The 22026-nt window shown below is 40.3% G+C and carries 18 protein-coding genes; 7 read left to right on the top strand and 11 right to left on the bottom strand.

Annotated elements, in window-relative coordinates:
* Positions 1-16 precede the first annotated feature (16 nt).
* Positions 17-1135, top strand: a complete 1119-nt coding sequence (locus LPH68_RS02305; RefSeq protein WP_151923289.1) for a hypothetical protein — start codon at positions 17-19, stop codon at positions 1133-1135.
* Here LPH68_RS02305 and LPH68_RS02300 read toward each other — a convergent pair.
* From LPH68_RS02300 to LPH68_RS02290, 3 genes are all read right to left on the bottom strand, one after another.
* Positions 1101-1805 carry an SAM-dependent methyltransferase gene (locus tag LPH68_RS02300; RefSeq protein ID WP_008645497.1) on the bottom strand — a complete coding sequence of 235 codons (705 nt, stop codon included), beginning with the start codon at positions 1803-1805 and terminating at the stop codon, positions 1101-1103. The genes LPH68_RS02305 and LPH68_RS02300 overlap by 35 nt on opposite strands.
* Positions 1806-1896: 91 nt before the next feature.
* Entirely contained in the window at positions 1897-2904 is a 1008-nt protein-coding gene (locus tag LPH68_RS02295) for a hypothetical protein (RefSeq protein WP_008020785.1), read from the bottom strand.
* Positions 2905-2910: 6 nt separating this feature from the next.
* Positions 2911-3768 (bottom strand): enoyl-ACP reductase, encoded by an 858-nt coding sequence (locus LPH68_RS02290; RefSeq protein WP_004301687.1) that lies wholly within the window; start codon positions 3766-3768, stop codon positions 2911-2913.
* 351 nt (positions 3769-4119) lie between these two features.
* Here LPH68_RS02290 and LPH68_RS02285 point away from each other — a divergent pair, with 351 nt between their 5' ends.
* From LPH68_RS02285 to LPH68_RS02275, 3 genes are all read left to right on the top strand, one after another.
* Positions 4120-5739 carry a glycoside hydrolase family 28 protein gene (locus LPH68_RS02285; RefSeq protein WP_117683310.1) on the top strand — a complete coding sequence of 540 codons (1620 nt, stop codon included), beginning with the start codon at positions 4120-4122 and terminating at the stop codon, positions 5737-5739.
* A 153-nt stretch (positions 5740-5892) separates the two neighbouring features.
* The gene (locus LPH68_RS02280) at positions 5893-7134 is read left to right on the top strand and encodes a DUF4861 domain-containing protein (protein WP_230296845.1); all 1242 of its coding nucleotides are present in this window, start codon (positions 5893-5895) and stop codon (positions 7132-7134) included.
* A 154-nt stretch (positions 7135-7288) separates the two neighbouring features.
* Positions 7289-8965: a glycoside hydrolase 43 family protein gene (locus tag LPH68_RS02275; RefSeq protein ID WP_151923287.1), complete on the top strand. Its 1677-nt coding sequence runs from the start codon at positions 7289-7291 to the stop codon at positions 8963-8965.
* A gap of 82 nt (positions 8966-9047) precedes the next feature.
* Here LPH68_RS02275 and LPH68_RS02270 read toward each other — a convergent pair whose 3' ends face one another.
* The gene (locus LPH68_RS02270) at positions 9048-9476 is read right to left on the bottom strand and encodes a DUF6575 domain-containing protein (RefSeq protein ID WP_004301681.1); all 429 of its coding nucleotides are present in this window, start codon (positions 9474-9476) and stop codon (positions 9048-9050) included.
* A 2-nt stretch (positions 9477-9478) separates the two neighbouring features.
* Entirely contained in the window at positions 9479-9853 is a 375-nt protein-coding gene (locus LPH68_RS02265; RefSeq protein ID WP_004301677.1) for a hypothetical protein, read from the bottom strand.
* A gap of 179 nt (positions 9854-10032) precedes the next feature.
* On the opposite strand from LPH68_RS02265, the gene LPH68_RS02260 reads away from it, so the two are divergent.
* The gene (locus tag LPH68_RS02260; protein ID WP_004301675.1) at positions 10033-10683 is read left to right on the top strand and encodes an HAD family hydrolase; all 651 of its coding nucleotides are present in this window, start codon (positions 10033-10035) and stop codon (positions 10681-10683) included.
* Positions 10684-10706: 23 nt separating this feature from the next.
* Here the strand turns inward: LPH68_RS02260 and LPH68_RS02255 are convergent, their stop codons facing one another.
* Together LPH68_RS02255 and LPH68_RS02250 are read right to left on the bottom strand one after the other, a co-directional pair.
* Positions 10707-11108 (bottom strand): HEPN domain-containing protein, encoded by a 402-nt coding sequence (locus LPH68_RS02255; RefSeq protein ID WP_004301673.1) that lies wholly within the window; start codon positions 11106-11108, stop codon positions 10707-10709.
* Complete coding sequence (locus LPH68_RS02250) at positions 11105-11428, bottom strand: nucleotidyltransferase domain-containing protein (RefSeq protein WP_004301671.1); 324 nt, start codon at positions 11426-11428, stop codon at positions 11105-11107. Before LPH68_RS02250 ends, LPH68_RS02255 begins: the two co-directional genes overlap by 4 nt.
* A gap of 264 nt (positions 11429-11692) precedes the next feature.
* Between LPH68_RS02250 and LPH68_RS02245 the strand changes: the two genes are divergently transcribed.
* A complete protein-coding gene (locus LPH68_RS02245; RefSeq protein WP_151923286.1) occupies positions 11693-12832 on the top strand; it encodes a glycoside hydrolase family 88 protein in 1140 nt (379 codons plus the stop codon).
* Positions 12833-12897: 65 nt separating this feature from the next.
* Here LPH68_RS02245 and LPH68_RS02240 read toward each other — a convergent pair whose 3' ends face one another.
* A complete protein-coding gene (locus LPH68_RS02240; RefSeq protein ID WP_151923292.1) occupies positions 12898-17184 on the bottom strand; it encodes a two-component regulator propeller domain-containing protein in 4287 nt (1428 codons plus the stop codon).
* Positions 17185-17615: 431 nt separating this feature from the next.
* On the opposite strand from LPH68_RS02240, the gene LPH68_RS02235 reads away from it, so the two are divergent.
* Positions 17616-18050, top strand: a complete 435-nt coding sequence (locus tag LPH68_RS02235) for a DUF6078 family protein (RefSeq protein WP_032842376.1) — start codon at positions 17616-17618, stop codon at positions 18048-18050.
* A gap of 291 nt (positions 18051-18341) precedes the next feature.
* Here the strand turns inward: LPH68_RS02235 and LPH68_RS02230 are convergent, their stop codons facing one another.
* From LPH68_RS02230 to LPH68_RS02220, 3 genes are read right to left on the bottom strand one after another with little or no spacing between them, the layout of a single operon-like run.
* Positions 18342-18764 carry a PD-(D/E)XK nuclease domain-containing protein gene (locus LPH68_RS02230; protein ID WP_004304505.1) on the bottom strand — a complete coding sequence of 141 codons (423 nt, stop codon included), beginning with the start codon at positions 18762-18764 and terminating at the stop codon, positions 18342-18344.
* Positions 18755-20704: a discoidin domain-containing protein gene (locus LPH68_RS02225; RefSeq protein WP_149944283.1), complete on the bottom strand. Its 1950-nt coding sequence runs from the start codon at positions 20702-20704 to the stop codon at positions 18755-18757. Before LPH68_RS02225 ends, LPH68_RS02230 begins: the two co-directional genes overlap by 10 nt.
* 23 nt (positions 20705-20727) lie before the next feature.
* Positions 20728-21891, bottom strand: a complete 1164-nt coding sequence (locus LPH68_RS02220) for an O-antigen ligase (RefSeq protein WP_230296844.1) — start codon at positions 21889-21891, stop codon at positions 20728-20730.
* Between the last annotated feature and the right edge of the window lie 135 nt (positions 21892-22026).

Here is a 22026-nt window from a genome sequence, read left to right as displayed (position 1 = left end):
AAACATAAATATAGAGATGGCTCATAAAGGAACACTTTCTTCCGCATTTAACATGTCGCTGGGTTTTATCCCCGTTATTATTTCCATTTTATTGTGTGAACTTATAACGCAAGACACGGCTATTTACATCGGTACAGGCATAGGTATTATAGGTATATACCTTTCTTATCGACGTAAGGGATTGTTAATTCCTAATTTTATCCTCTATATAGCAACCGGAGTGTTAGCACTATTATCCGTAGCAGCTCTCATTCCTGGTGATTACGTTCCACCCGGTGCACTTCCACTTACGCTGGAAGTCAGTATTCTCATTCCGATGCTAAGTCTTTACATGCATAAGAAAAGGTTTATCAACCATTTCTTAAAACAGATAGGTTCTTGCAACAAACGTTTATATGCGCAGGGAGCAGAAGCAGCCGTTGTATCTGCCCGTATCGCTTTGATCTTCGGTATATTGCATTTTATTATAATCAGCATTACCATCGTTTTCCAAGACCCGTTGAGCAAGACGAGCATGTTTGTACTCTATAAAGTGTTCCCCCCTGCTGTCTTTCTGATGAGTATCCTGTTCAATCAGATCGCCATCCGTTTCTTCAATCATTTAATGTCACACACGGAATATGTTCCTATTGTGAATACCGAAGGAGACGTGATCGGGAAAACACCTGCAATAGAAGCTGTTAATTACAAAAATGCATACATCAATCCGGTGATAAGAATTGCCATATCCACTCACGGAATGTTATTCCTTTGCGACAGACCATCAACAGCCATTCTGGATAGAGGGAAAGTAGATATTCCCATGGAATGTTATCTTCGCTACGGAGAATCTCTGGAAGCAGGCGCCACTCGCTTAATCAACAATGCTTTTCCTCATGAAAAAGGTATCAAACCTGAATTCAATATCGTTTATCACTTCGAGAATGAAGTGACCAACCGTCTTATCTATCTATTCATTGTCGATATCAAAGACGACTCCATCCTTTGTACTCCCCGCTTTAAAAACAGTAAGCTGTGGAGTTTCAAACAGATAGAGGAGAACTTAGGAAAAGGCTTCTTCAGCAGTTGCTTCGAAGATGAATATGAACACCTGAAAGGCGTTATTTATATAAGAGAAAAATACAGGGAATCTTAGATAAATCGGGCACGTGTCCTTTCCAGTCCTTCACTGTACGCGTCTGTATATATTCTCCTTCACAAGTAATATTGGCAGCGATACAGAGCTTTGTTTGAGGACGGCAATTCAACAAAATATCCTCTACCATCTTATGATTTCGGTAAGGCGTCTCAATGAAAAGTTGCGTCTGATTTTCAGCATACACACGCTGCTCCAGTGCTTTTAGTTTCTTGGCACGTTCTCCCGGTTCAATCGGCAGATAACCGTGAAACGCAAAACTCTGCCCGTTAAAACCGGAAGCCATCACGGAAAGGATAATGGAAGAAGGTCCGACCAAAGGAACCACTTTCAGCTTTTTACGTTGTGCGATAGCAACCACATCCGCTCCCGGGTCAGCTACTGCCGGACAACCTGCTTCGGAGATAACCCCCATTGAAGCTCCACCTACCAAAGGTTGCAGATAACCGGAAATATCATCAGGAGAAGTATGCTTGTTCAACGGGTAAAATGTCAATGCATCAATATCAATCTCCCGGTCCACCTTTTTCAGGAAACGACGGGCAGAACGAACATCTTCGACTATAAAATACCGGATACCAGAAATGATCTCCTTATTATAAGAAGGCAATACCTTTTCAATAGACGTATCACCTAACGTCACGGGCAACAAATAGAGGGCAGTTTCCACTTTTTAAATTGAGAATTAAGACTATACTTTAATATTAAAAATCAAATAAGGTTTTGAGCGAAGCTAATTAAAAATTGAAAAATGCAACAGTTTAGGAAGCCAAATAGTTGGATTCACTTAACATCACATGATAATCAGTAAATTCCAGGAGATCTTTCAGTTTCATGTCCTTATGCTTTTTCATATAAGAAGCGATGATTCTTGCTCCCATCCATGTTCCGATCAATGCCGGAGCTTGAGCACCCAACATATCGACAGCAGGAGCAGGCTTCATATAATAGCGGATCACCATCGGGTCTCGTGCATGCAGATGATCGTTGGTACAGATATAATTCCATATCTCCTTTTCATTCTCCTTACACCAGTCGTTTTCCTCCTTGGAATATCCCATCGCTTCGCCGATATCACTATATCCTAATAAGTTTTGCACGACGTAGTTGATTTTTCCGGAGTGCATCATCAAGTCAATCAAACAAGTACCCTCATGATAGTTCATTCCGTAACGGCTCAAAAGATAAAAAGCAAAACAATCCGGCACAATCCGTTCCGGACGCATCGAGCGACATTGATAATCGTAATAGAAACGCTTATAAAGAGGATAATCTTCCCCCATATATTTATCAAGACTGATTCCTAATAAAGAATCCACCAAAATTATAGATTCGTTGAAGGCAGACACTTGCGAATAGATAAACGGCACTTTTGTATCAGGCACTTCCTTCTTCAGTTTCCGGAATCCTTTGTTAAGTCCTTTTTCCACCTCATCCAGATTAGGGTACTTTGCTTCCACATCGCTAAGCAAACGGACTAAAGTCGTATCCGAATAGAATTTCTGCAGACGTTGCGAAATGGTATCATCTTTCACCGTACCGATAGACAATACATCCTCAATCAGGATTTTCGTCGGCATACGGTAGTCCATCGTCAACTTCTGCATAGCAGAAAAGCTGTTGGAGCGAACGTATTCGCTCAACAGCTTATCATATCTTAGAACAGAAATCTCCTCTTCCTTCTGCTCCGTACCCTTTCCCGTGCTTATCCCGCAGGAGGCGAAAAGCATACTAATTAAAATAATAAGAAGAGAGATCCGTAGTTTCATAATCTTTTATCCGTAAATGATGTTACCATTTTCGTCCATATACTCATCGAGTCCTTTCTCGTAAGTAGCCATGGCACGAAGACTCATACCTACACTGGAAAATCCACCGTCATGGAATAAGTTCTGCATAGTTACCTTACGGGTAAGATCGGAGAACATCACGATGCAATAATCGGCACATTCGTCAGCCGTAGCATTTCCGAGCGGAGACATACGATTGGAGAAATCAAACAGTTTATCCATACCCTTCACGCCCGAACCGGCAGTAGTAAATGTAGGAGACTGCGAGATAGTGTTCACACGTACGCTATGTTCGCGTCCGTAGATGTAACCAAAGCTACGTGCAATAGATTCCAGCAATGCCTTAGCATCTGCCATATCATTGTAGCCGTAGAAAGTACGCTGCGCGGCCACGTAGCTCAAAGCAACGATAGAACCGTAATCAGCAATAGCGTTCAATTTCTTGGCCGACTGAATCATTTTATGGAATGAAACAGCTGAAATATCCAATGTCTTATCCAACATTCCATAGTCAAGGTCATCGTAAGTACGTTTTTTGCGCACGTTGGGAGACATACCGATAGAGTGGAGTACAAAATCAATTTGTCCACCCAGTATATCCATGGAGGTCTTGAATACATTTTGCAAATCTTCTACGCTGGTGGCATCTGCCGGAATAACCTGGCAATTTAATTTCTGGGCCAAAGCGTCGACTTCTCCCATACGGATAGCCATCGGAGTATTTGATAATGTAATAGTTGCACCTTCTTCTACGGCACGCTCTGCTACTTTCCAGGCAATAGACTGATCGTTCAAAGCACCGAAGATAATACCTCTTTTTCCTTTCAACAAGTTATAACTCATATCTTTTAATAGTTAAATTTTGTGCAAAGATAGGAACTTTCTGCATAAAAACACGAGAAGTGTGCAAATAATAGACAGAAATGACAAAAAATACACGTATTCTATCAATTAGTCCACATCCTCTTGGGGTTTGCCACCTATCTTTGCAATCGATAATTAAGAGGTTTTTTCATAATATTTATTTAAGGTTAGAATTAGGTTAACATGAATTTGTCTTATTCCTCTCCTGCAGGCTGCCTGCGACAGATCGCCTGCGGAAGGACATAAGAATTATGAAATCGCCCTCATTAATCATCACCCAACTACCAAGAAAAACAATAGATGTATAACCCTATAGAAATAAGTTACTAAATGAACACATTGACAAAAAGACTCTTCTGGATGGCCATATCCTGTTTACCGTTTATCTCATCAGGATGTAAACAAAGCGAGACTGCCGTAAAAGAAAGCTCCATCAGTGACGCTCTCTACCAGAATCTACCTTTTGAAATGCCCAAAGTACAGCAACCGGTTTTTCCTGCTTACGAGGTAAACATTGAGAAATTCGGAGCCAAAGGCGATGGTCTGTTTCTGAATACCAAAGCAATCAACGATGCTATTAAAGAGGTGAATCAACGCGGAGGGGGTAAAGTGATTATCCCGGAAGGCATCTGGTTGACAGGACCTATCGAACTGTTGAGTAACGTGAATTTATATACGGAACAGAATGCATTGGTGCTTTTCACCGGTGATTTTGAGGCATATCCTATCATTGCCACTTCTTTTGAAGGATTGGAAACCCGTCGTTGCCAATCGCCTATTTCCGCACGCAATGCAGAGAACATCGCTATCACAGGATACGGCACATTTGACGGAAACGGCGACTGCTGGCGTCCGGTAAAAAAAGGCAAACTGACTGCTTCACAATGGAAAAAACTGGTAAACTCGGGAGGTGTTCTTGATGAAAAACAAGAGATATGGTACCCCACGGCCGGTTCACTGAAAGGTGCAATGGCTTGTAAAGATTTCAATGTACCCGAAGGTATCAATACAGACGAAGAATGGGCTGAAATCCGTCCGTGGTTGCGCCCGGTGTTGTTAAGCATCGTCAAAAGCAAGAAAGTACTGTTGGAAGGTGTTACTTTCAAAAACTCACCAAGCTGGTGTCTGCACCCCTTGTCCTGCGAAGATTTTACAGTAAATAATATCATGGTCATCAATCCGTGGTATTCCCAGAATGGTGACGCTATCGACCTGGAATCTTGCAAGAACGCGCTCATTATTAATAGTGTATTCGATGCGGGAGATGATGCTATCTGTATCAAATCCGGTAAAGATGAAGACGGCCGCCGTCGCGGTGAACCTTGCCAGAACGTTATCGTTAAAAATAATACGGTACTGCACGGACACGGTGGATTCGTAGTAGGTAGTGAAATGTCGGGTGGCGTGAAGAACATCTATGTAGAAGACTGCACATTTATGGGCACAGACGTAGGTTTGCGCTTCAAGAGCACTCGCGGACGTGGCGGTGTGGTAGAAAACATCTACATTAATAATATCAACATGATTAATATTCCGAACGAACCGTTGTTGTTCGACCTGTTCTACGGTGGAAAAGGTGCCGGCGAAGAATCGGAAGAGGATTTGCTGAACCGCATGAAGACAAGTATTCCTCCGGTAACGGAAGAAACACCCGCTTTCCGCAATATTCATATCTCTAATATTGTTTGCAGAGGTTCGGGACGTGCCATGTTCTTCAATGGTTTGCCGGAAATGCCGATCAGCAATATTACCGTTAAGAATGTCGTGATGACAGAAGCTACGGACGGCGTTGTTATCAGCCAAGTTGACGGAGTTACTTTGGAGAATGTATATGTAGAGTCTTCCAAAGGCAACAATATATTAAACGTCAAAAATGCTAAGAATCTGACCGTAGACGGAAAGGTTTATGAAGAATTGGGAGCGAAAGAAGAAATTTTAAGCCTCAAATAAAGTTCATTGCAAAAAAGAAAACCACAATATCATTATATAGAGTAAAAAGCTCAAATAGCAGACTATAATCTTTTCAAAAGATAGACAGTCTGCTATTTTTTCTGTTACTTTTGCAAGGAGAAATACGACGTATAATTTCAGCCTTAGAAAATCATGAAGAAGAATCTTTTTATTTTTACTTTCCTTTTAGGAGCTTTCAGTCTGTCTGCCCAGGCGCAGAAACAGGAGAAAACCATCACAGTTGAAGTACAAAACAACTGGAATCAGGCCAAAGCGGATGCTCCGGTTGTTATCAACCTGCATGAGTTGCACGCCGGCTTCAAAGTTAAATCCGCTGTTGTCATGGAAGGAACAAAGGAAATACCTTCGCAGCTGGACGATTTGAACAGAGACCGCAAGATGGACGAACTGGTCTTTGTGACCGACCTCCCTGCTCACGGTAGAAAAACATTCCAGGTTACACTCTCTTCCGAGAAAAGTGCAAAGACTTATCCGGAACGGGTTTATGCCGATATGTTTATAGTAGACAACCGGAAAGGCAAACATCAACGGGTACAGGCTATCACCGTTCCCGGCACCAGCAATATATACAGCATGGTACGTCCGCACGGTCCGGTTCTGGAATCGGAGCTGGTGGGCTATCGTCTTTATTTCAATGAGAAACAGACACCGGATATTTACGGCAAGTTCAACAAAGGACTGGAGATTAAAGAATCGCAGTTCTACCCGACGGATGAACAGTTAGCTAAAGGATTCGGAGATGACGTACTTCGCGTGTTCGACAGTTGCGGACCGGGTGCATTGAAAAGTTGGGACGGACAAAAAGCAACGCATATCACTCCAGTGGACACTCGTACAGAACGTATCGTCTCTTATGGACCGGTACGTGTAATTGCAGAAATAGAAGTAACCGGATGGAAATATCAGGATCAGGAACTGAATATGATGACACGCTACACGCTTTATGCCGGACATCGCGATCTTCATATCGAAGCATTCTTTGACGAACCGCTCGATAAAGAAATTTTCTGCACAGGTGTGCAAGACATCGTAGGTACTTCCAAATCTTTCTCCGATCATAAAGGACTCGTAGGAAGCTGGGGAACAGACTGGCCGGTAAACGACACCGTGAAATATGCTAAAGAAACTGTAGGGCTGGGCACTTGTATTCCTCAACGTTATGTAAAATCGGAAGAAAAGGATAAAGCCAACTTCCTTTATACAATTACCGCCCCGGGAAATAAATATTTCCAGTATCACACGACTTTCACCTCGATGAAAGAGACATTCGGATATAAAACGCCGGAAGCATGGTTTGCTCATCTCCGCGAATGGAAAGAAGAGCTGGCTCATCCGGTGACAGTGAGAATAAAAGATAACCGCACCAATAAATAGGGTAGAAACAAATACAACTAAACAAAAATTACGAGGTATCTACCAATTTTTCTATGACTCTGCACAAATATTCCTCCTTGTGCAGAGTCTTTTTATTTACCTTTGCCATCAGATAAAACCAACGAATCATATCTATAAATAATCTATCTATAACATGAAACGATTGACACAGACTTTAGCCTTTTGCTTATTAACGGTTTTCACCGCAGTGGCACAGAAGAACTATGTATCTGAAGTATGGGTTTCCGACCTCGGAAACGGTAAATACAAAAATCCGGTGCTTTATGCCGACTATTCCGATCCGGATGCTTGCCGTGTAGGAGATGATTTCTATATGACTTCATCCAGTTTCAACTGTTTGCCGGGATTGCAAATCCTTCATTCTAAAGATTTAGTCAACTGGACAATCATCGGTGCCGCAGTTCCCAATGCCCTCTCCCCTATCGAAACTCCGGAACGGCCGGAACACGGCAATCGTGTATGGGCTCCGGCTATTCGTCATCACAACGGTGAGTTTTACATCTTTTGGGGAGATCCCGATCAGGGAGCTTTTATGGTGAAAGCCAAAGATCCGAAAGGTCCGTGGAGCGAACCGGTCTTGGTGAAAGCGGGAAAAGGTATCATTGACACTTGCCCGTTCTGGGATGAAGACGGAAAAGTATATATGGTACACGCATACGCAGGAAGTCGTGCCGGACTGAAAAGTGTAATCACTATCTGCGAACTGAATGCAGAAGCAACAAAAGCGATCACTCCTTCCCGTATAATTTTCGACGGTCACGAAGCACATCAGACTTGCGAAGGTCCTAAAATGTACAAGAGAAACGACTATTATTATATCTTCCATCCGGCCGGCGGTGTACCGACAGGCTGGCAGGTCGTATTACGTTCTAAAAACATCTACGGTCCTTACGAATGGAAAACAGTACTTGCGCAAGGTAACTCTCCTGTCAACGGTCCTCACCAAGGTGCATGGGTAGATACTCCTACCGGAGAAGACTGGTTCCTCCACTTTCAAGATGTCGGTGCTTACGGACGCATTATGCATCTCCAACCGATGAAATGGGTGAACGACTGGCCTGTTATCGGTATTGATAAAGACGGTGACGGCTGCGGAGAACCTGTTTTGACTTACAAGAAGCCAAATGTCGGTAAAACATATCCTATCTGCACTCCACAAGAAAGTGACGAATTTGATGGGTATACACTTTCTCCGCAGTGGCAATGGCATGCTAACATTAATGAAAAATGGGCGTATTATGCAGGTGACAAAAGCTATGTCAGATTATACTCTTATCCGGTAGTAGAAGATTATAAGAACCTGTGGGATGTAGCCAACCTCTTATTACAAAAAACTCCTTCTGATAATTTTACCGCAACAATGAAACTGACGTTCAGCCCTAACCAAAAGAATAAAGGCGAACGCACTGGACTTGTCGTTATGGGCAGGGATTATGCCGGACTTGTTCTAGAAAATACAGACAAAGGTTTGGTTCTGTCGCAAGTTGAATGTGACAGAGCAGATAAAGGCAAACCAGAAGAAGTGAAAGCCACTGTTGATCTTTCGCAAAACACGGTTTATCTGAAAGTGCGTTTCAGTTGTGACGGAAAGAAAATCAAGGGTAGTGAAGGCGGACATGACCTCATTGTGATGTGTAATTTCAGCTATAGCCTCGACGGAAAGAAATATGAATCATTAGGTGTTCCTTTCCAGGCAAGAGAAGGACAATGGATTGGTGCCAAAGTCGGTATGTTCTGTACGCGTCCGGCTATTAAAACGAATGACGGCGGTTGGGCAGACGTTGACTGGTTCCGTATTACGAAGAAGTAATCAAAGTATATATAAGGATGAAAAAAGATTGTCCCGCAACTTTCAAGCAGTAGCGGGACAATCTTTTTTATCTTCTTTAAACTTACATACAAGCCCAGCCAAATTTACGAACAAGCTCTGCAAGCAGACTACGGTCTTTTATTGGCAAATTAATGACCACATTCTCGCGCTTCTCTCCAGATAAAACATATCCCTCAGCCGGCAATTTATCTTCCAACAATACACTTTCCTTTAATAACGTTTTCTGGTATTCACCCGATTGAAACACAACATCGTAATACTCATGTTCATTTTCAGGCTGTAGATAGAGTAAACGCAAATCGGCTTTACCTGCTAAGAAGGATTCAAGTCTACGTGTAGAGATACGTATTCCCGTATAGCGATAAACCGTCTCATCATCATATAAAAGACAAAGATACAGTGTATCAAAGGCATCTCTTGCCACAAAAAGCTGAGGCACATCACAGAAATCCAGAATTTTGTCTATCCTTAACACATCTTCCATTCCCATAATCAGACTATTTTAGCTTGTAAAACATTAAAATCCTTTGTTCTCCACCAAGAATAATGTGCTATATCAAATGTTTTCTTTAACACTCCATCTTTTGGTTCCAATATGACTAAAGCAATATTTGCCTTCTTGAACTTAGGAAGCTTTAATCTTTTCTCCGCTTCTTCCCTCTCTGAAAATAGAGAGACTGCCCTTGTCACACATTCATCTATTCCTAATCCTTTAAAGACCTTATCCGGCTGCATTTTTCTTTGCGAAAAGAAATCTTCTGTTGTAACAGGATTACCATTTGCAATTCTATAATAACAGCCTTCGCACCGCTTCGCATCCGTTGGGGGACATTGTTCAGGCAATGCCTCAAACCATTCTGCATTCATTATTCTTTAGTTTTTCGCAAAGTTAAGCCAATCTGGTAGAATAACAAATATATTTCCGGCTTTGTTGTTCATTCGATATTCTCTAAACTATTGCCTCATTCTTCCCAATCTCATTTTTTTAGTATACCTTTGCAGAATAAAAGATTTAAATATAGAATTAACTATAAACATAAGCCTTAATGAAAAAACTAATAATATTCGATTTGGACGGTACATTATTAAATACTATCGCAGACCTCGCCCATAGCACTAATTATGCTTTGAATAAATTAGGATACCCCACACACGATGTAGAAAAGTATAACTTCATGGTAGGAAATGGTATCAACAAACTCTTTGAACGTGCATTACCCGAAGGAGAAAAGACAGAAGAGAATGTGCTCCGGGTAAGAAAAGAGTTTATTCCTTATTATGATATTCACAATGCAGACGATAGTCGTCCTTACCCGGGTATTTCAGCGTTATTGTCTTATCTGCAATCCGCAGGCATTCAGATTGCCGTAGCCTCCAACAAATATCAGGCCGCTACCGAGAAACTGGTTGCCCACTACTTTCCGGAAATTCATTTCACTGCCGTTTTCGGCCAACGGGAAGGAGTAAATGTCAAACCTGATCCAACAATCGTTTTTGATATATTAAAACTTGCCGATGTACGAAAAGAAGATGTTCTTTATGTAGGTGATTCCGGTGTAGACATGCAAACAGCAGCCAATGCCGGTGTAACCGCTTGCGGAGTGACATGGGGATTCCGACCACGCACGGAACTAGAAGAATTTAATCCGGCATATATGACAGATGTGGCCGAAAAAATAAAAAAAATGGTCTTTTAACGATGATATCCTTACAAGAATAATTATGATTCGGCAAGTAAAACTTCAATAGTCTCAATAAGTTCTCTTGCCGGAGCTTTTATCGTACTGATTTCATCCTCCGATATTGAATAAATGCAATTATAATCCCCTTTTTGCCGTAATTGTTCCATACGCGCCAAAAAACTTCCCAAACGTGCACTAATTTTGCCTGTTTTTATAAAATTCAAGCCAAAGCAAGCTATCAACCCATCATGGGTTTTACATGATAATCCATTTTGTATTAATAAAGCCTGAACAGCATGAAAACAGGCATAATAATATCTATTGGAAGCAATATCCCAATACTTCAGATCAAACATCTCATCTGCTTGTTTCAAAAATACTTTAGCTTTCTCCAACTGTAATATCACCAAAGAATTACGTTCTTCATCTGTCAATTTCATACTAATTCAATTCCTTCCTGCTCTACATTTTTATAAAATGGTGTAATACAACTTGCAGCCCATTCTTTCATCGTATACATAATCGGATTAATTCGCGCTCCCAAGTCCCATCCCAACATAGTTAAGGGAAAGCTTACCTTATCATAATCTTCAGGCTCCAATTTTTCTTTATCTAAGATAATCAAAATATCCCAATCAGAATCAATCCGTGCATCCCCACGAGCTTGAGAACCAAACAACAAAGCCTTGCCACCTTTTGGTAAATGCTCTGTCAATGCCTGCTTAATAGACTCTAATATTTTATTTGTATGACTTTTCATATTCGTCTCCCCTTACTCTTCTACAAATATACAATAAATATCAATACAACAATATGACTTACAAAAAAATCGCTCTTGCTAATTATTCATACTTGGTTCTTATCCATGACTAATATGAATAAAGAATAAAGTCTAATATTACATATTTTCCGTACAAATTTCAATATCACTTTCCTTACAATGCATTTTCTTTGCAACAGGTAAAGAAAGGCTCACCTTTGTGTGCCTAAATCTAAGAACAATAGTAATCTAATTTATTATAAAATGAAAAAGCATCTTATACTATTTTTTGCAGGAGTAATATTGAGTTACGGGAACATAAAAGCACAGACAGCTCCCGATAAAAAAGAAATTCTCAAAGTAACCCTTCAGGTGAACGACTATTTCATGAAAAAATATGCCGATTATCGTACTCCTTCTTTTGTGAAAAAAGTAGTTCGGCCCAGTAATATCTGGACACGAAGTGTATATTACGAAGGCTTAATGGCACTCTACTCCATCTATCCCGCAGACGAATATTATCTCTATGCCAAAGAATGGGCGGATTACCACCAGTGGGGCTTCCACCGGGGAACAACCACCCGTAATGCAGATAATTACTGCGCCAGCCAAATCTATCTCGATTTATACAACATTTGCCCTGATCCTGAGAAAATACGGAAAACGAAAGCCAATATGGATATGCTGGTCAACACTCCACAAGTAAACGACTGGTGGTGGATAGATGCTATCCAGATGGGGATGCCTATATTTGCCAAAATGGGGAAACTTACAGGCGAACAGAAGTACTTCGACAAGATGTGGGATATGTACGAATATACCCGTAATAAACACGGAGAGAACGGAATGTTCAATGTCAAAGAAGGTTTGTGGTGGAGAGACCATAATTTCGACCCTCCATACAAAGAGCCGAATGGTAAAAACTGTTATTGGAGCCGCGGTAACGGATGGGTATATGCCGCTTTAGTACGGGTAATGAATGAAATTCCATCTGATGAAAAACATCGCCAAGATTACATCAATGATTTTCTAACCATGAGCAAAGCACTGAAACAATGCCAGCGTGAAGATGGCTTTTGGAATGTCAGCCTCCACGATCCGTCAAACTTCGGAGGCAAAGAGACTTCCGGCACAGCTCTTTTCGTATATGGTATGGCTTGGGGCGTACGCAACGGTCTATTGGATAAAAAGACCTATCTGCCTGTAATCATAAAAGCATGGAATGCTATGGTGAAGGATGCAGTTCACCCGAATGGTTTTCTTGGTTATGTACAGGGAACCGGCAAAGAACCGAAAGACAGTCAACCTGTCACATACGACAAAGTTCCTGATTTTGAGGATTTCGGAACAGGATGTTTCCTTCTTGCCGGAAGTGAAATCTATAAATTAGACCTCAATATGTAACTGATAAACATACTTATCTTGAATCCGGTCTATCCTTCACAAACCGGATTCAAGGTAAGTATATACTACGTTTTACTTCTCTCCCCTTTCTGGTAAGCCGAAGGAGATACTCCAAACTGCGCTTTAAAACATTTACTGAAATAAAGAGGATCGTTAATACCCACTTTATAAGAAACTTCCGCAACAGTCAGATCCCTTTCGGTCAAAAACAGTTCGGCAGCCTTCTTCATTCGTACGACACGCAAATACTCATTCGGTGAGTATCCTGTCACTCCGCGTAATTTTTTATAAAACACAGTTCGTCCCATCCCCATCATCTGCGCAAATTCATCAATAGAAATGTTGTATTGAGAATAAATCTTTTCCACCACAGCCACCAACTGATCTGCAAACTCCTTATCCCGGTCCGTGTTACATAAAGCAGGACGCACTACCCCCGGTTCACTGGAAAACTTCTTCCGTAACTTTTCGCATTGCTCTATCAGCCGGAACACCTGCGCAAGCAAAAGCTTAAAACTAAATGGCTTTGTAACATAAACATCCGCTCCCGCTTCAAGTCCTTCCAGGTGCTTATCCGGTGAAGTCAAGGCAGTCAGCAGAATAATAGGAATATGACTTGTCGCAAATTCAGTTTTCAGTTTCTTTGTCACTTCGAAACCGGTCATCCCAGGCATCAATACATCGCAGATAATCAAGTCTGCGTCATAGTTGCATGCCTTTTCAAATCCGGATATTCCATCCGCAGCCACTTCTACTTCAAAATAAGCACTAAGCTCCTCCTGCAGGAACCCACGAATATCATTATCGTCTTCGATGACTAATATTTTATGTTTTCTTGATGTGGTGACTGTCTTTTCATGTTCCTGACATTCCTCTGAAAGCTCCTGCAAATGGTGAGTCTGCATATTCGCTTCTTCCAACAGGAGATTGCCGGGAACCAGGAAGTCTTTTTCCGAATAAACAGTTTTATCAGTCGGAATACATACCGTAAATACGGAACCTCCCCCTTCATTATCTTTATATTCAATCGTTCCCTTATGCACCTGCACCAATTCATGGCTCAAATGCAACCCTACTCCAATGCTATCTCCGGAGAAACTACTTTGCATGAAACGTTTAAACAATTCTCCCTGCTTTTCTTTAGGAATACCTACTCCGGTATCCGCTACCTGAATGTATAAACACTTCTTCACCTCATCCACATTCACAGAAAACAGAATTGTCCCACCCGAAGGAGTATACTTAAAAGCATTTGAAAGTAAGTTATACACCACCTTATCCAAATTACCTTTATCAATAAACATTTTATAGGATGGCACAGACGGCAAAAAGCGGAAATCCATATTCTTCTGTTCTGCTACGTCACTGAAACTTAAATATATTTCGTACAGGAAAGCAACTACATCAGTTTCCTGCAGAGAAAGAGCCAACTTGTTGTTCTGCATTTTTCTGAACTCCAGCAACTGATTAATCAGCCTCAACATACGTTGTGTACTTTTATCCATGACTTTCAACGGATGCAATAAGGCTTGTGGAATATCATCCATCCGGTACATTTTCTCCAATGCTCCTTGGATCAATGTAAGCGGAGTACGGAATTCATGAGAGATATTTGTGAAAAATACCAGTTTATACTCTGTCAGTTGTTTTTCAACATTGATGCGGTTGCGCAACCTATTGAAATTAAAAATGATACGATATGTAAAGTACAAAGCTATTAACATCAGGATGAAATATCCGAGCATAGCCCAATTTGTTTTCCAAAACGGAGGCACGATAACAATCTTCAAAGTTGTTTCGGTATCATTCCAAATACCGGCACCATCACAATATTTCACATGGAAAATGTAACTGCCCGGCTCCAGATATTTATAAGTGGCAAAACTTAACGAAGACGGAACATTCCATCCCTTGTCATAGTTTTCCAGCCAATACATATACTTAATTTGACCATTATCCGAATAATCGAGAGTAGAAAAATCAAGCATAAAAGAATTCTGGAAATATTTCAATGTAATCTTATCCGAATAGGCTAAAGATTCTTGCAAAGGAGAACCCGGCATATTAGGCTTCACCTGAATTCCATTAACGGACAATCCTGTGATAACAATAGGAGAAAGCAATCTCTCTGTTGGAATCTTCTTCGGGTCAATAATCGTCAATCCGTAGTTTGTTCCAAAAATCAGTTTACCGTCTGCCCCCATACACGCACTGTCCTCGCTATACACATTTCCTAATGTATAAGATGAGAAGAAATAATTCTCGAAAGAATGGCTGTTGGGATTGAACCTTGAAATTCCATATTCCGTAGCAATCCATAATTGTCCCGAATGATCTTCCAAAATAGATTGCACCATATTATTAACCAGTCCTTCCGCTATTCCATAATGTGTATATTTCAAAGACTGACAGTCGTCTGACAGTTCGCATAGATTCAGCCCGGCACCCGAAGTTCCTACCCACATGCGCCCTTTGCTATCACGAAACAGGCAACGAATCTCATTGCTGCAAAAATTGCCATCGGTGTAGCTGAACAAATGATAGTTATCTTCATTAGCGATCAATGAGTCAGGGTGGAAAATGCAGATACCTTCACTTGTGCCCATCCATATCATCCCTTTCTCATCTTCTGCCATTACTCTGACTATCCGTAAGCCATACTTCTTTCCTTGAAAGAAACGACGGAACTTGTATTGTCCTTTTTCCGTTGATTCTGCCAGATCCAGTCCTCCTCCAAATGTTCCCACCCACATACGATCTTTCTTATCACGAAGAATGGAATAAATATTAGAATGAGATAAGGCAAAAGGATTAGACGGATCCGTTTTATACCACGTATCTCCTATTTTTAGTCCGTCTCCCCGGGTTCCTATCCATATATTCTCCTGACTATCTTCTGAAATCGCATAAATATTATAGGGCAAATAATGATTATCTATCTTAGTTTTCAGATGAGAATCATAATTATACAATCCACCTCTTCGCGTTCCTACCCATATATCTCCATTCGACATTTTAGTCAGTAACCGGATTGTATTCGAACGATCAAAAACATCCGGCGATTCTGGATAGACATGTGTAATGCCTTTATTTGAAATGGAAATATGAGACAAACCGGAATATTCGGAGCTTACCCATATCCCTCCTGTTCTGTCTTTCATCAAACATAACAAAAAATCTGACCCTATAGGTCCTGCATTCTTCCCTTCGGAAACAAAGTGTTCCAACCGATCTTCCTGAATATCGTAGGTGAAAAGTCCGTTTCCATAAGTTGAAATCCACACAATCCCCCGGTCATCACGCACCACATGATAGCGTTCATAATCTATATATTTCATCTTCTCTTCAGGAATCAGTTGAAAATTCTTTATTTCTCCGCTCTTCGAGTTTATGTAATAAATTCGTCCAGTGTTATTGTAAGCCCAACAATCTCCATAATTGTCATGAATAACTTTTCCATTATTTATTTTCAATTCCCGGCAAGGAGTTATTTGAAAATTCTGAAAATCAAATTCATATACCCCTTCGCTAGAAGTAAATATAACCCATTTATCTTTTATCAATGAATGTGTACTGACAGATGTATTACCGGCAATAGCAGACAGCGACGCTAAACAGTCTATTTTTTTCGATCCATTTACACAGCGATACACATCTCCACTCTTTGTCAGAAAATACATATCCTCTCCATGAGGGAAAGAAGAAGAAAAATTCAATTTCCTATCGATAAATTCAACTTTCCCTTTATAAACAGACGCAAGTCCCCGCATGGTACCAATCCAGATCCTGCCACTAGAATCTTCATTTATAAATTTAATCCGATCATCGGGCAGGTTTCCAAATTTCGTTCTAAACTTCACAGAGGTCATAGTCCGATCGTCCTCACAAACAATTTGACGCACACCATTCCTTCTATGCCAAAGCCACACATCTCCATTAGAGGACATAAATATTTCTGAATAGTTCTCTCCATCACTTCCGGTACCGGTAAAATCTACAAAACAAGCTTTCTGTAGATCATAACAGCTGAATAATTCCGGCACAGTCTTTATCCACAAAAAACCATTCTTATCCTCTGCCACATGTTTTATTCTGTTATCTGCTAAAGAAATCCGATCGTGTTTCCCGCTTTCCAACTGATAAGTAAGAAAAGTATTTCCATCATAACGGGTCAATCCGTCTAAAGTACCCAACCATAAGAACCCTTTACTGTCCTGAAACATGCATCGTACAGAATTACTAGGTAGCCCATCACTGGTTCTCATTTGTTTGGAACTAAGTTCAATATCAGCATACAAATCCGATAAAGAAAAACTTAACAAAACGAAGAGGCATAATAATTTATATTTCATATAGTGGTTGGGGTTATTTTGATTGCTGGTTACAAAGATACATCTTTTCATAGTTTTTTAAGATTTATACAAGCAAAACTAGCCAAAAGGAATAATAAATACAAAAAACTTAGCAGTCTATTTCGAAACAAGGATTATTATCCATATTTATGTCATTTTTTCCATATACTGACCAATGATTTGCATTGGTTCATAATCGGTACGGTTTTGAACAATTCAATGCTTTTCTCTATAACATGGTCAATTCTTCCATCTCCTTCACTTTTCTCTGTTTCTTCGATAAATAAGGAGTTTGCAGGTGGAATGTCTTTATTCTAAAAAGGTTGTCATCTAAAAAAATAAGAACAAGTGAAGCAAATTCTGTATTTCAAGATAAATCCTTATATTTGTATCAAATTCGTCTGATATAAAAGTTGAATATGATAAAAACAATGAATAAGCCACTTACATACGATGATATACCTAAAATGTATCTGTTTTGCAACCACACCAAATGTCCGCGCCGCAACAAATGCCTCCGTTTTCAGGCTGCGATGATTGTGCCCCAAAGTGTTCCTCACTACGAAGCGATCAACATCAACCATGTAGCGGGGAATGAAAAGGAATGTTCCTATTTCAGCGCATACACTCTCACGACCTTTGCACTTGGCATCAGCCATATATTAGACGACGTTCCGCACAAAAAAGCTATGGCCATACAAAACAGCCTTAAATCTTTAATGGGGAAAAGCATGTACTACCGTATTCGCAACAAACAACGTCGACTTCATCCATCGGAACAGAAACAAATCGCAGACGTTTTCCTGGAACACGGCATCAAGACAAAGATTAACTTCGACGAATACATTGAAGATTATGACTGGTAAGCCACAGATTGTGACGGGAAAGATACTTGCGAAAATATTTCATAGGAATTGAATAAAAGTTTCATAACGATAAAAAAAAAGTTCCATAAAAATGAAAAAAAAGTTTCATCGTGATGGAAATAAAGTTTCACGACGATGAAACCTGTGAAACTTTTAGCACAAATAAAGATTAACAGGCAAGCGAAGACCTAAAGGTTACGCATGCGTCATATTCCCCTTATAATAAGAAGCCTCCGCAGACGCCCGTCCAAATGTTCAAGCATAAATATTAAAAAAAATCGGATACCATATTTAGGCTTCTGATGCATTTTCGCAATCCGCTCTGGACGCCAGCTTCTCCAGTGCCACCAATTCCCATCCCTTGAACACCAGCGTAATCAATCCAAGCCGGGTATTCCCTTTCGTGCGGGCCACCTTCCCATCATCGGCATAGCGGCGCAACTGTTCTGCCGCATCACGTTTCAGCAAGGCGATGTCGGCATCGGAGGTGTCACGCCGGGCATACTTCACCTCCACGATATAGCTGTAGACTATGTCCGGCTGGCGCACCAGATCGGGCATCATGTAGAAATCCGCATAACCTTTGGAAGATTCGTATTCGGGAAGAAGGATGTAGCCCTGCGTCAACCCTAAGTAAGCCAGCAGGAATCCCTTGACGTGCGCCTCGCCGTCGATAAATTCACGGATGGCATTTTGCCGATGAATCAATACCATATCTGCTTAACATCTTTATACAAGAAAATTCGTTCATCCGTCCCCCTAGTAAGATCTCTCAATAAAAGTAAAGCATTTTGTGGTACATGGTGAAAGGTTAGACTAAAATCGTCAGCTATTTGTTTGCCCAACGACACCCAATCCATATCCCAATAAAAAAGCTCGTAAGTATCTCCAATACGAACATTATTGTCATCATTACGTGTCATATAGCCTATTCTTCCAACAGATTCCGGTTTGCCCAAATCCAATCCTACCCAACCATCTCTTAAAGTTTTAGATGCGAAAAATGTCAACGGATCTAAATCAAAAGCAGCAGAACGGCTATAATGAGGATTCTTACTTCGTTCTTCAGAACCAATAATTGTTCCTGTCAGTTTTTTATTCTCTTTATCCAAGAACATCAATTCTGCAATATTACAGCGGTAGGGCTTTGGACAGATATAACGCCAATAACGATACTTTGTAGTATCGCTCACATTTATACTACCCGATACGCTATACTCTTTGAACGTATGTACTGTGACGGCATCACTAAAATCCTCCTTGTGTGCTGCTTGAAACATGCTGTGTTTTAAACGGAGTGCTGTAGTGAACGCTTTGCGTGTTAAGGGATATTTCCGTTTTAAACTAATACTTCTTTTGGATGTGTTATCGGGATTCAAGAACTCCAGTTCACCTTTTTCATTCAACAAAGCAGGATAATTGAATGGACGAACCCTTCCATTTATATAATATACCGGCAGATAGACAGCTCCCTTCTCTATTTTATCAAAGACGATCTGCTTACTATCTTTTATTTCCGAAAAACAAATAGGAACCCATTTCGCATTGTCAAATACTGCCAGATATGCATATTTTTCTTTGCGTTCTCTTTTCCCGGAAAGTACAGGAAAAACAGGATCAATGGTCGTTGCATATTCATCCGTAACGTCTTTTATAAACACATTGCGCAACGTTGACGGGACACTACCAGCTTCTTTATTCAGCCGGACTAAGGCCGAATTGGGAGAATATGTTCTTCGATATACTTTACCTTTACACTCACCCGGTCGTAGGGTAGCTAAAAAAGGTTCATGCCCTCCTTCACATACCATTCGGCGATCGTGATCTATCAGAATACTTAGCCACGAATGTGCATGTGCTTTTGTAGGCCACTGCAAAACGAAATCATACGAAACCGCAAAACCCTTACTACGCATGATGGCTAAAGCAGTATTTGTCCTTGTCTCACAAGAATTGGAAGGAATATTGCACCAAAACGGAATCTTATATAACGCATGCCACTTCAGAGGCTTTTTCAAATCGACAATAACAGTATCACGTAGTTTAATATTAATAGCTTCTGCCGCATGATAAGGTGTTTTATTCCAAATGTCATTATAAGAAAAATCGCATAATGTGTCATTAGCTATCGGTTTCAACACATTGCGCCAATCATCAAAAGCCTGAAACTCTACGCACTTATAAGGAAGCATATATTCACAAAATTCATCGAATGTAATGCCTCTTGCCCAACGACCTTGTTGCCAATCGTCAAAAGCCGCGTCTATACTCTGTATCAGATAGCTGGCTTTTATGACAGAGTAATCTTCCTTAAACTCAAAATCATCTGATGGAAACTCTAACAACAAATTATTTAATTCATTCACCTGTTCATCAATCTTTCTGTCGGAGAAGATTATCTTTTCAGCTTCAACATAATATTCTTCAATATCTTTCCCTGTATACGACTGGTGTCCGGGCATATTTATTATCAAAAATTTAGCAGCTCTAAGCTTCAAACTGTCGGCTTCGTTTTCTTTATAATGCTCCAACACTTTTTCGAGTTCCGGACGATTATTGCCCGACAGTGTCAGCACCTTTTCCAGCTGTTTTTCTTCAGAGTTTTGACAACTGAAAAGCAAAAGAAGAAAAAGAAAGATGAATGTAGCTTTCATTTTGTATGATTGTTAGTTTATAATTAAATATTCTTTTTGCGCAAATAGTTTCTAGCCTCTTCTCGTATGATAGAAACAGTGTAAGATGGTATCTTTATCCGTTTATTGATTATTTCTAAGGCTACCCGTTCGGCAAGTATACAGTTTTTAGATTTTGCATAGACTCTCAAAAGTCCTTGTAATGGAAGAAAACGGCTAGGACACATACATTGTGCCAGTTTATAGCGTCTTTCAGCTTCTTTCCAACATTCCATCTGATAGTAATTGTCAGCTAATTGCATTTGCAGGTCATACGTATTGATATACGACTCGCAATGCAAGAATATGTTGACGCTTTGTTTGTACAATTCCACATTTTTCAATTCTGATGCATAATTGTACAAGAAATAGGGATTGCCATTCCACTCATCGTATAGCCTGGTAAATACAGATAATTCGTTATCCAGCAAACCATTGTTCTTTTCTGCAACCAACGAAATTCGTTTCCATGTACACTCGAAAATGATATTCTTAATCGAAAAAAAACAGAGTATAAAAAGAATAATCAATAAAAATGGCTTGTTGAAATGTATTGTTCGTAGAGCAACCTCCCGTTGATTAAGTGAAGCGAGGCAGTAGATAATCATGAACCAAACAAAAGCATATTTGAATGGATAAGAAAAACAGGAAAATATAGCAATAGAAACAAGCGTCAGTAAGGCTGGAGTGTCAAATACCACATTACTTCGAAAAACAGCAATCAACGACAATAAGAATAAAGCGATTCCTATAAGTCCTTGTTCAATCAGCAACAACAGATACTCATTAAATGGATGATTCGTGTTCCCTGCCAATATTCTATCGCTTTCATCTGCATAGGAGGAAGACAAATATTTGGCTTGTTCCGGCATGTAATCCGCCTTAAAAGAGCCGAGTCCGTTTCCCTGAATTATATGTTCCTTACACAATCCGGCAGATACTTTCCAAATCAGAACACGACCGGAAGCGGAAGCTGGTTTTAGATAAATCAGTCCAATGAATAAACCTATTAGAAACAAAGCGCCTCCGCTGATAAAAAAGATGCGCCTTCTATGAATTAACTTCCGATAGCGGAGAGCGTAAAAAAGGAGTGTTACTACGCATAAAGTAAGTATACCTGTTCTCGAACCGGATAAGATAACGACTATAATGAGGAGAAGACACGCCATAAACTTGAGCGTTTTTCTTTTTCCATTAGAAGTCTGGCACAAAAGAAAAGGATAACAGAGAACGATGCTTGCAGCAAATCCGGCGGGATTATCAAAAGAACCAGTAACAGAAAAATAAGATTGAGTTTCTATATA

The sequence above is a fragment of the Bacteroides sp. 1_1_30 genome (genome assembly GCF_020982715.1).
GTDB lineage: Bacteria > Bacteroidota > Bacteroidia > Bacteroidales > Bacteroidaceae > Bacteroides > Bacteroides xylanisolvens.
Note: the sequence above shows the minus strand (reverse complement) of the source record. Positions and strands in the feature narration are given on the sequence as shown.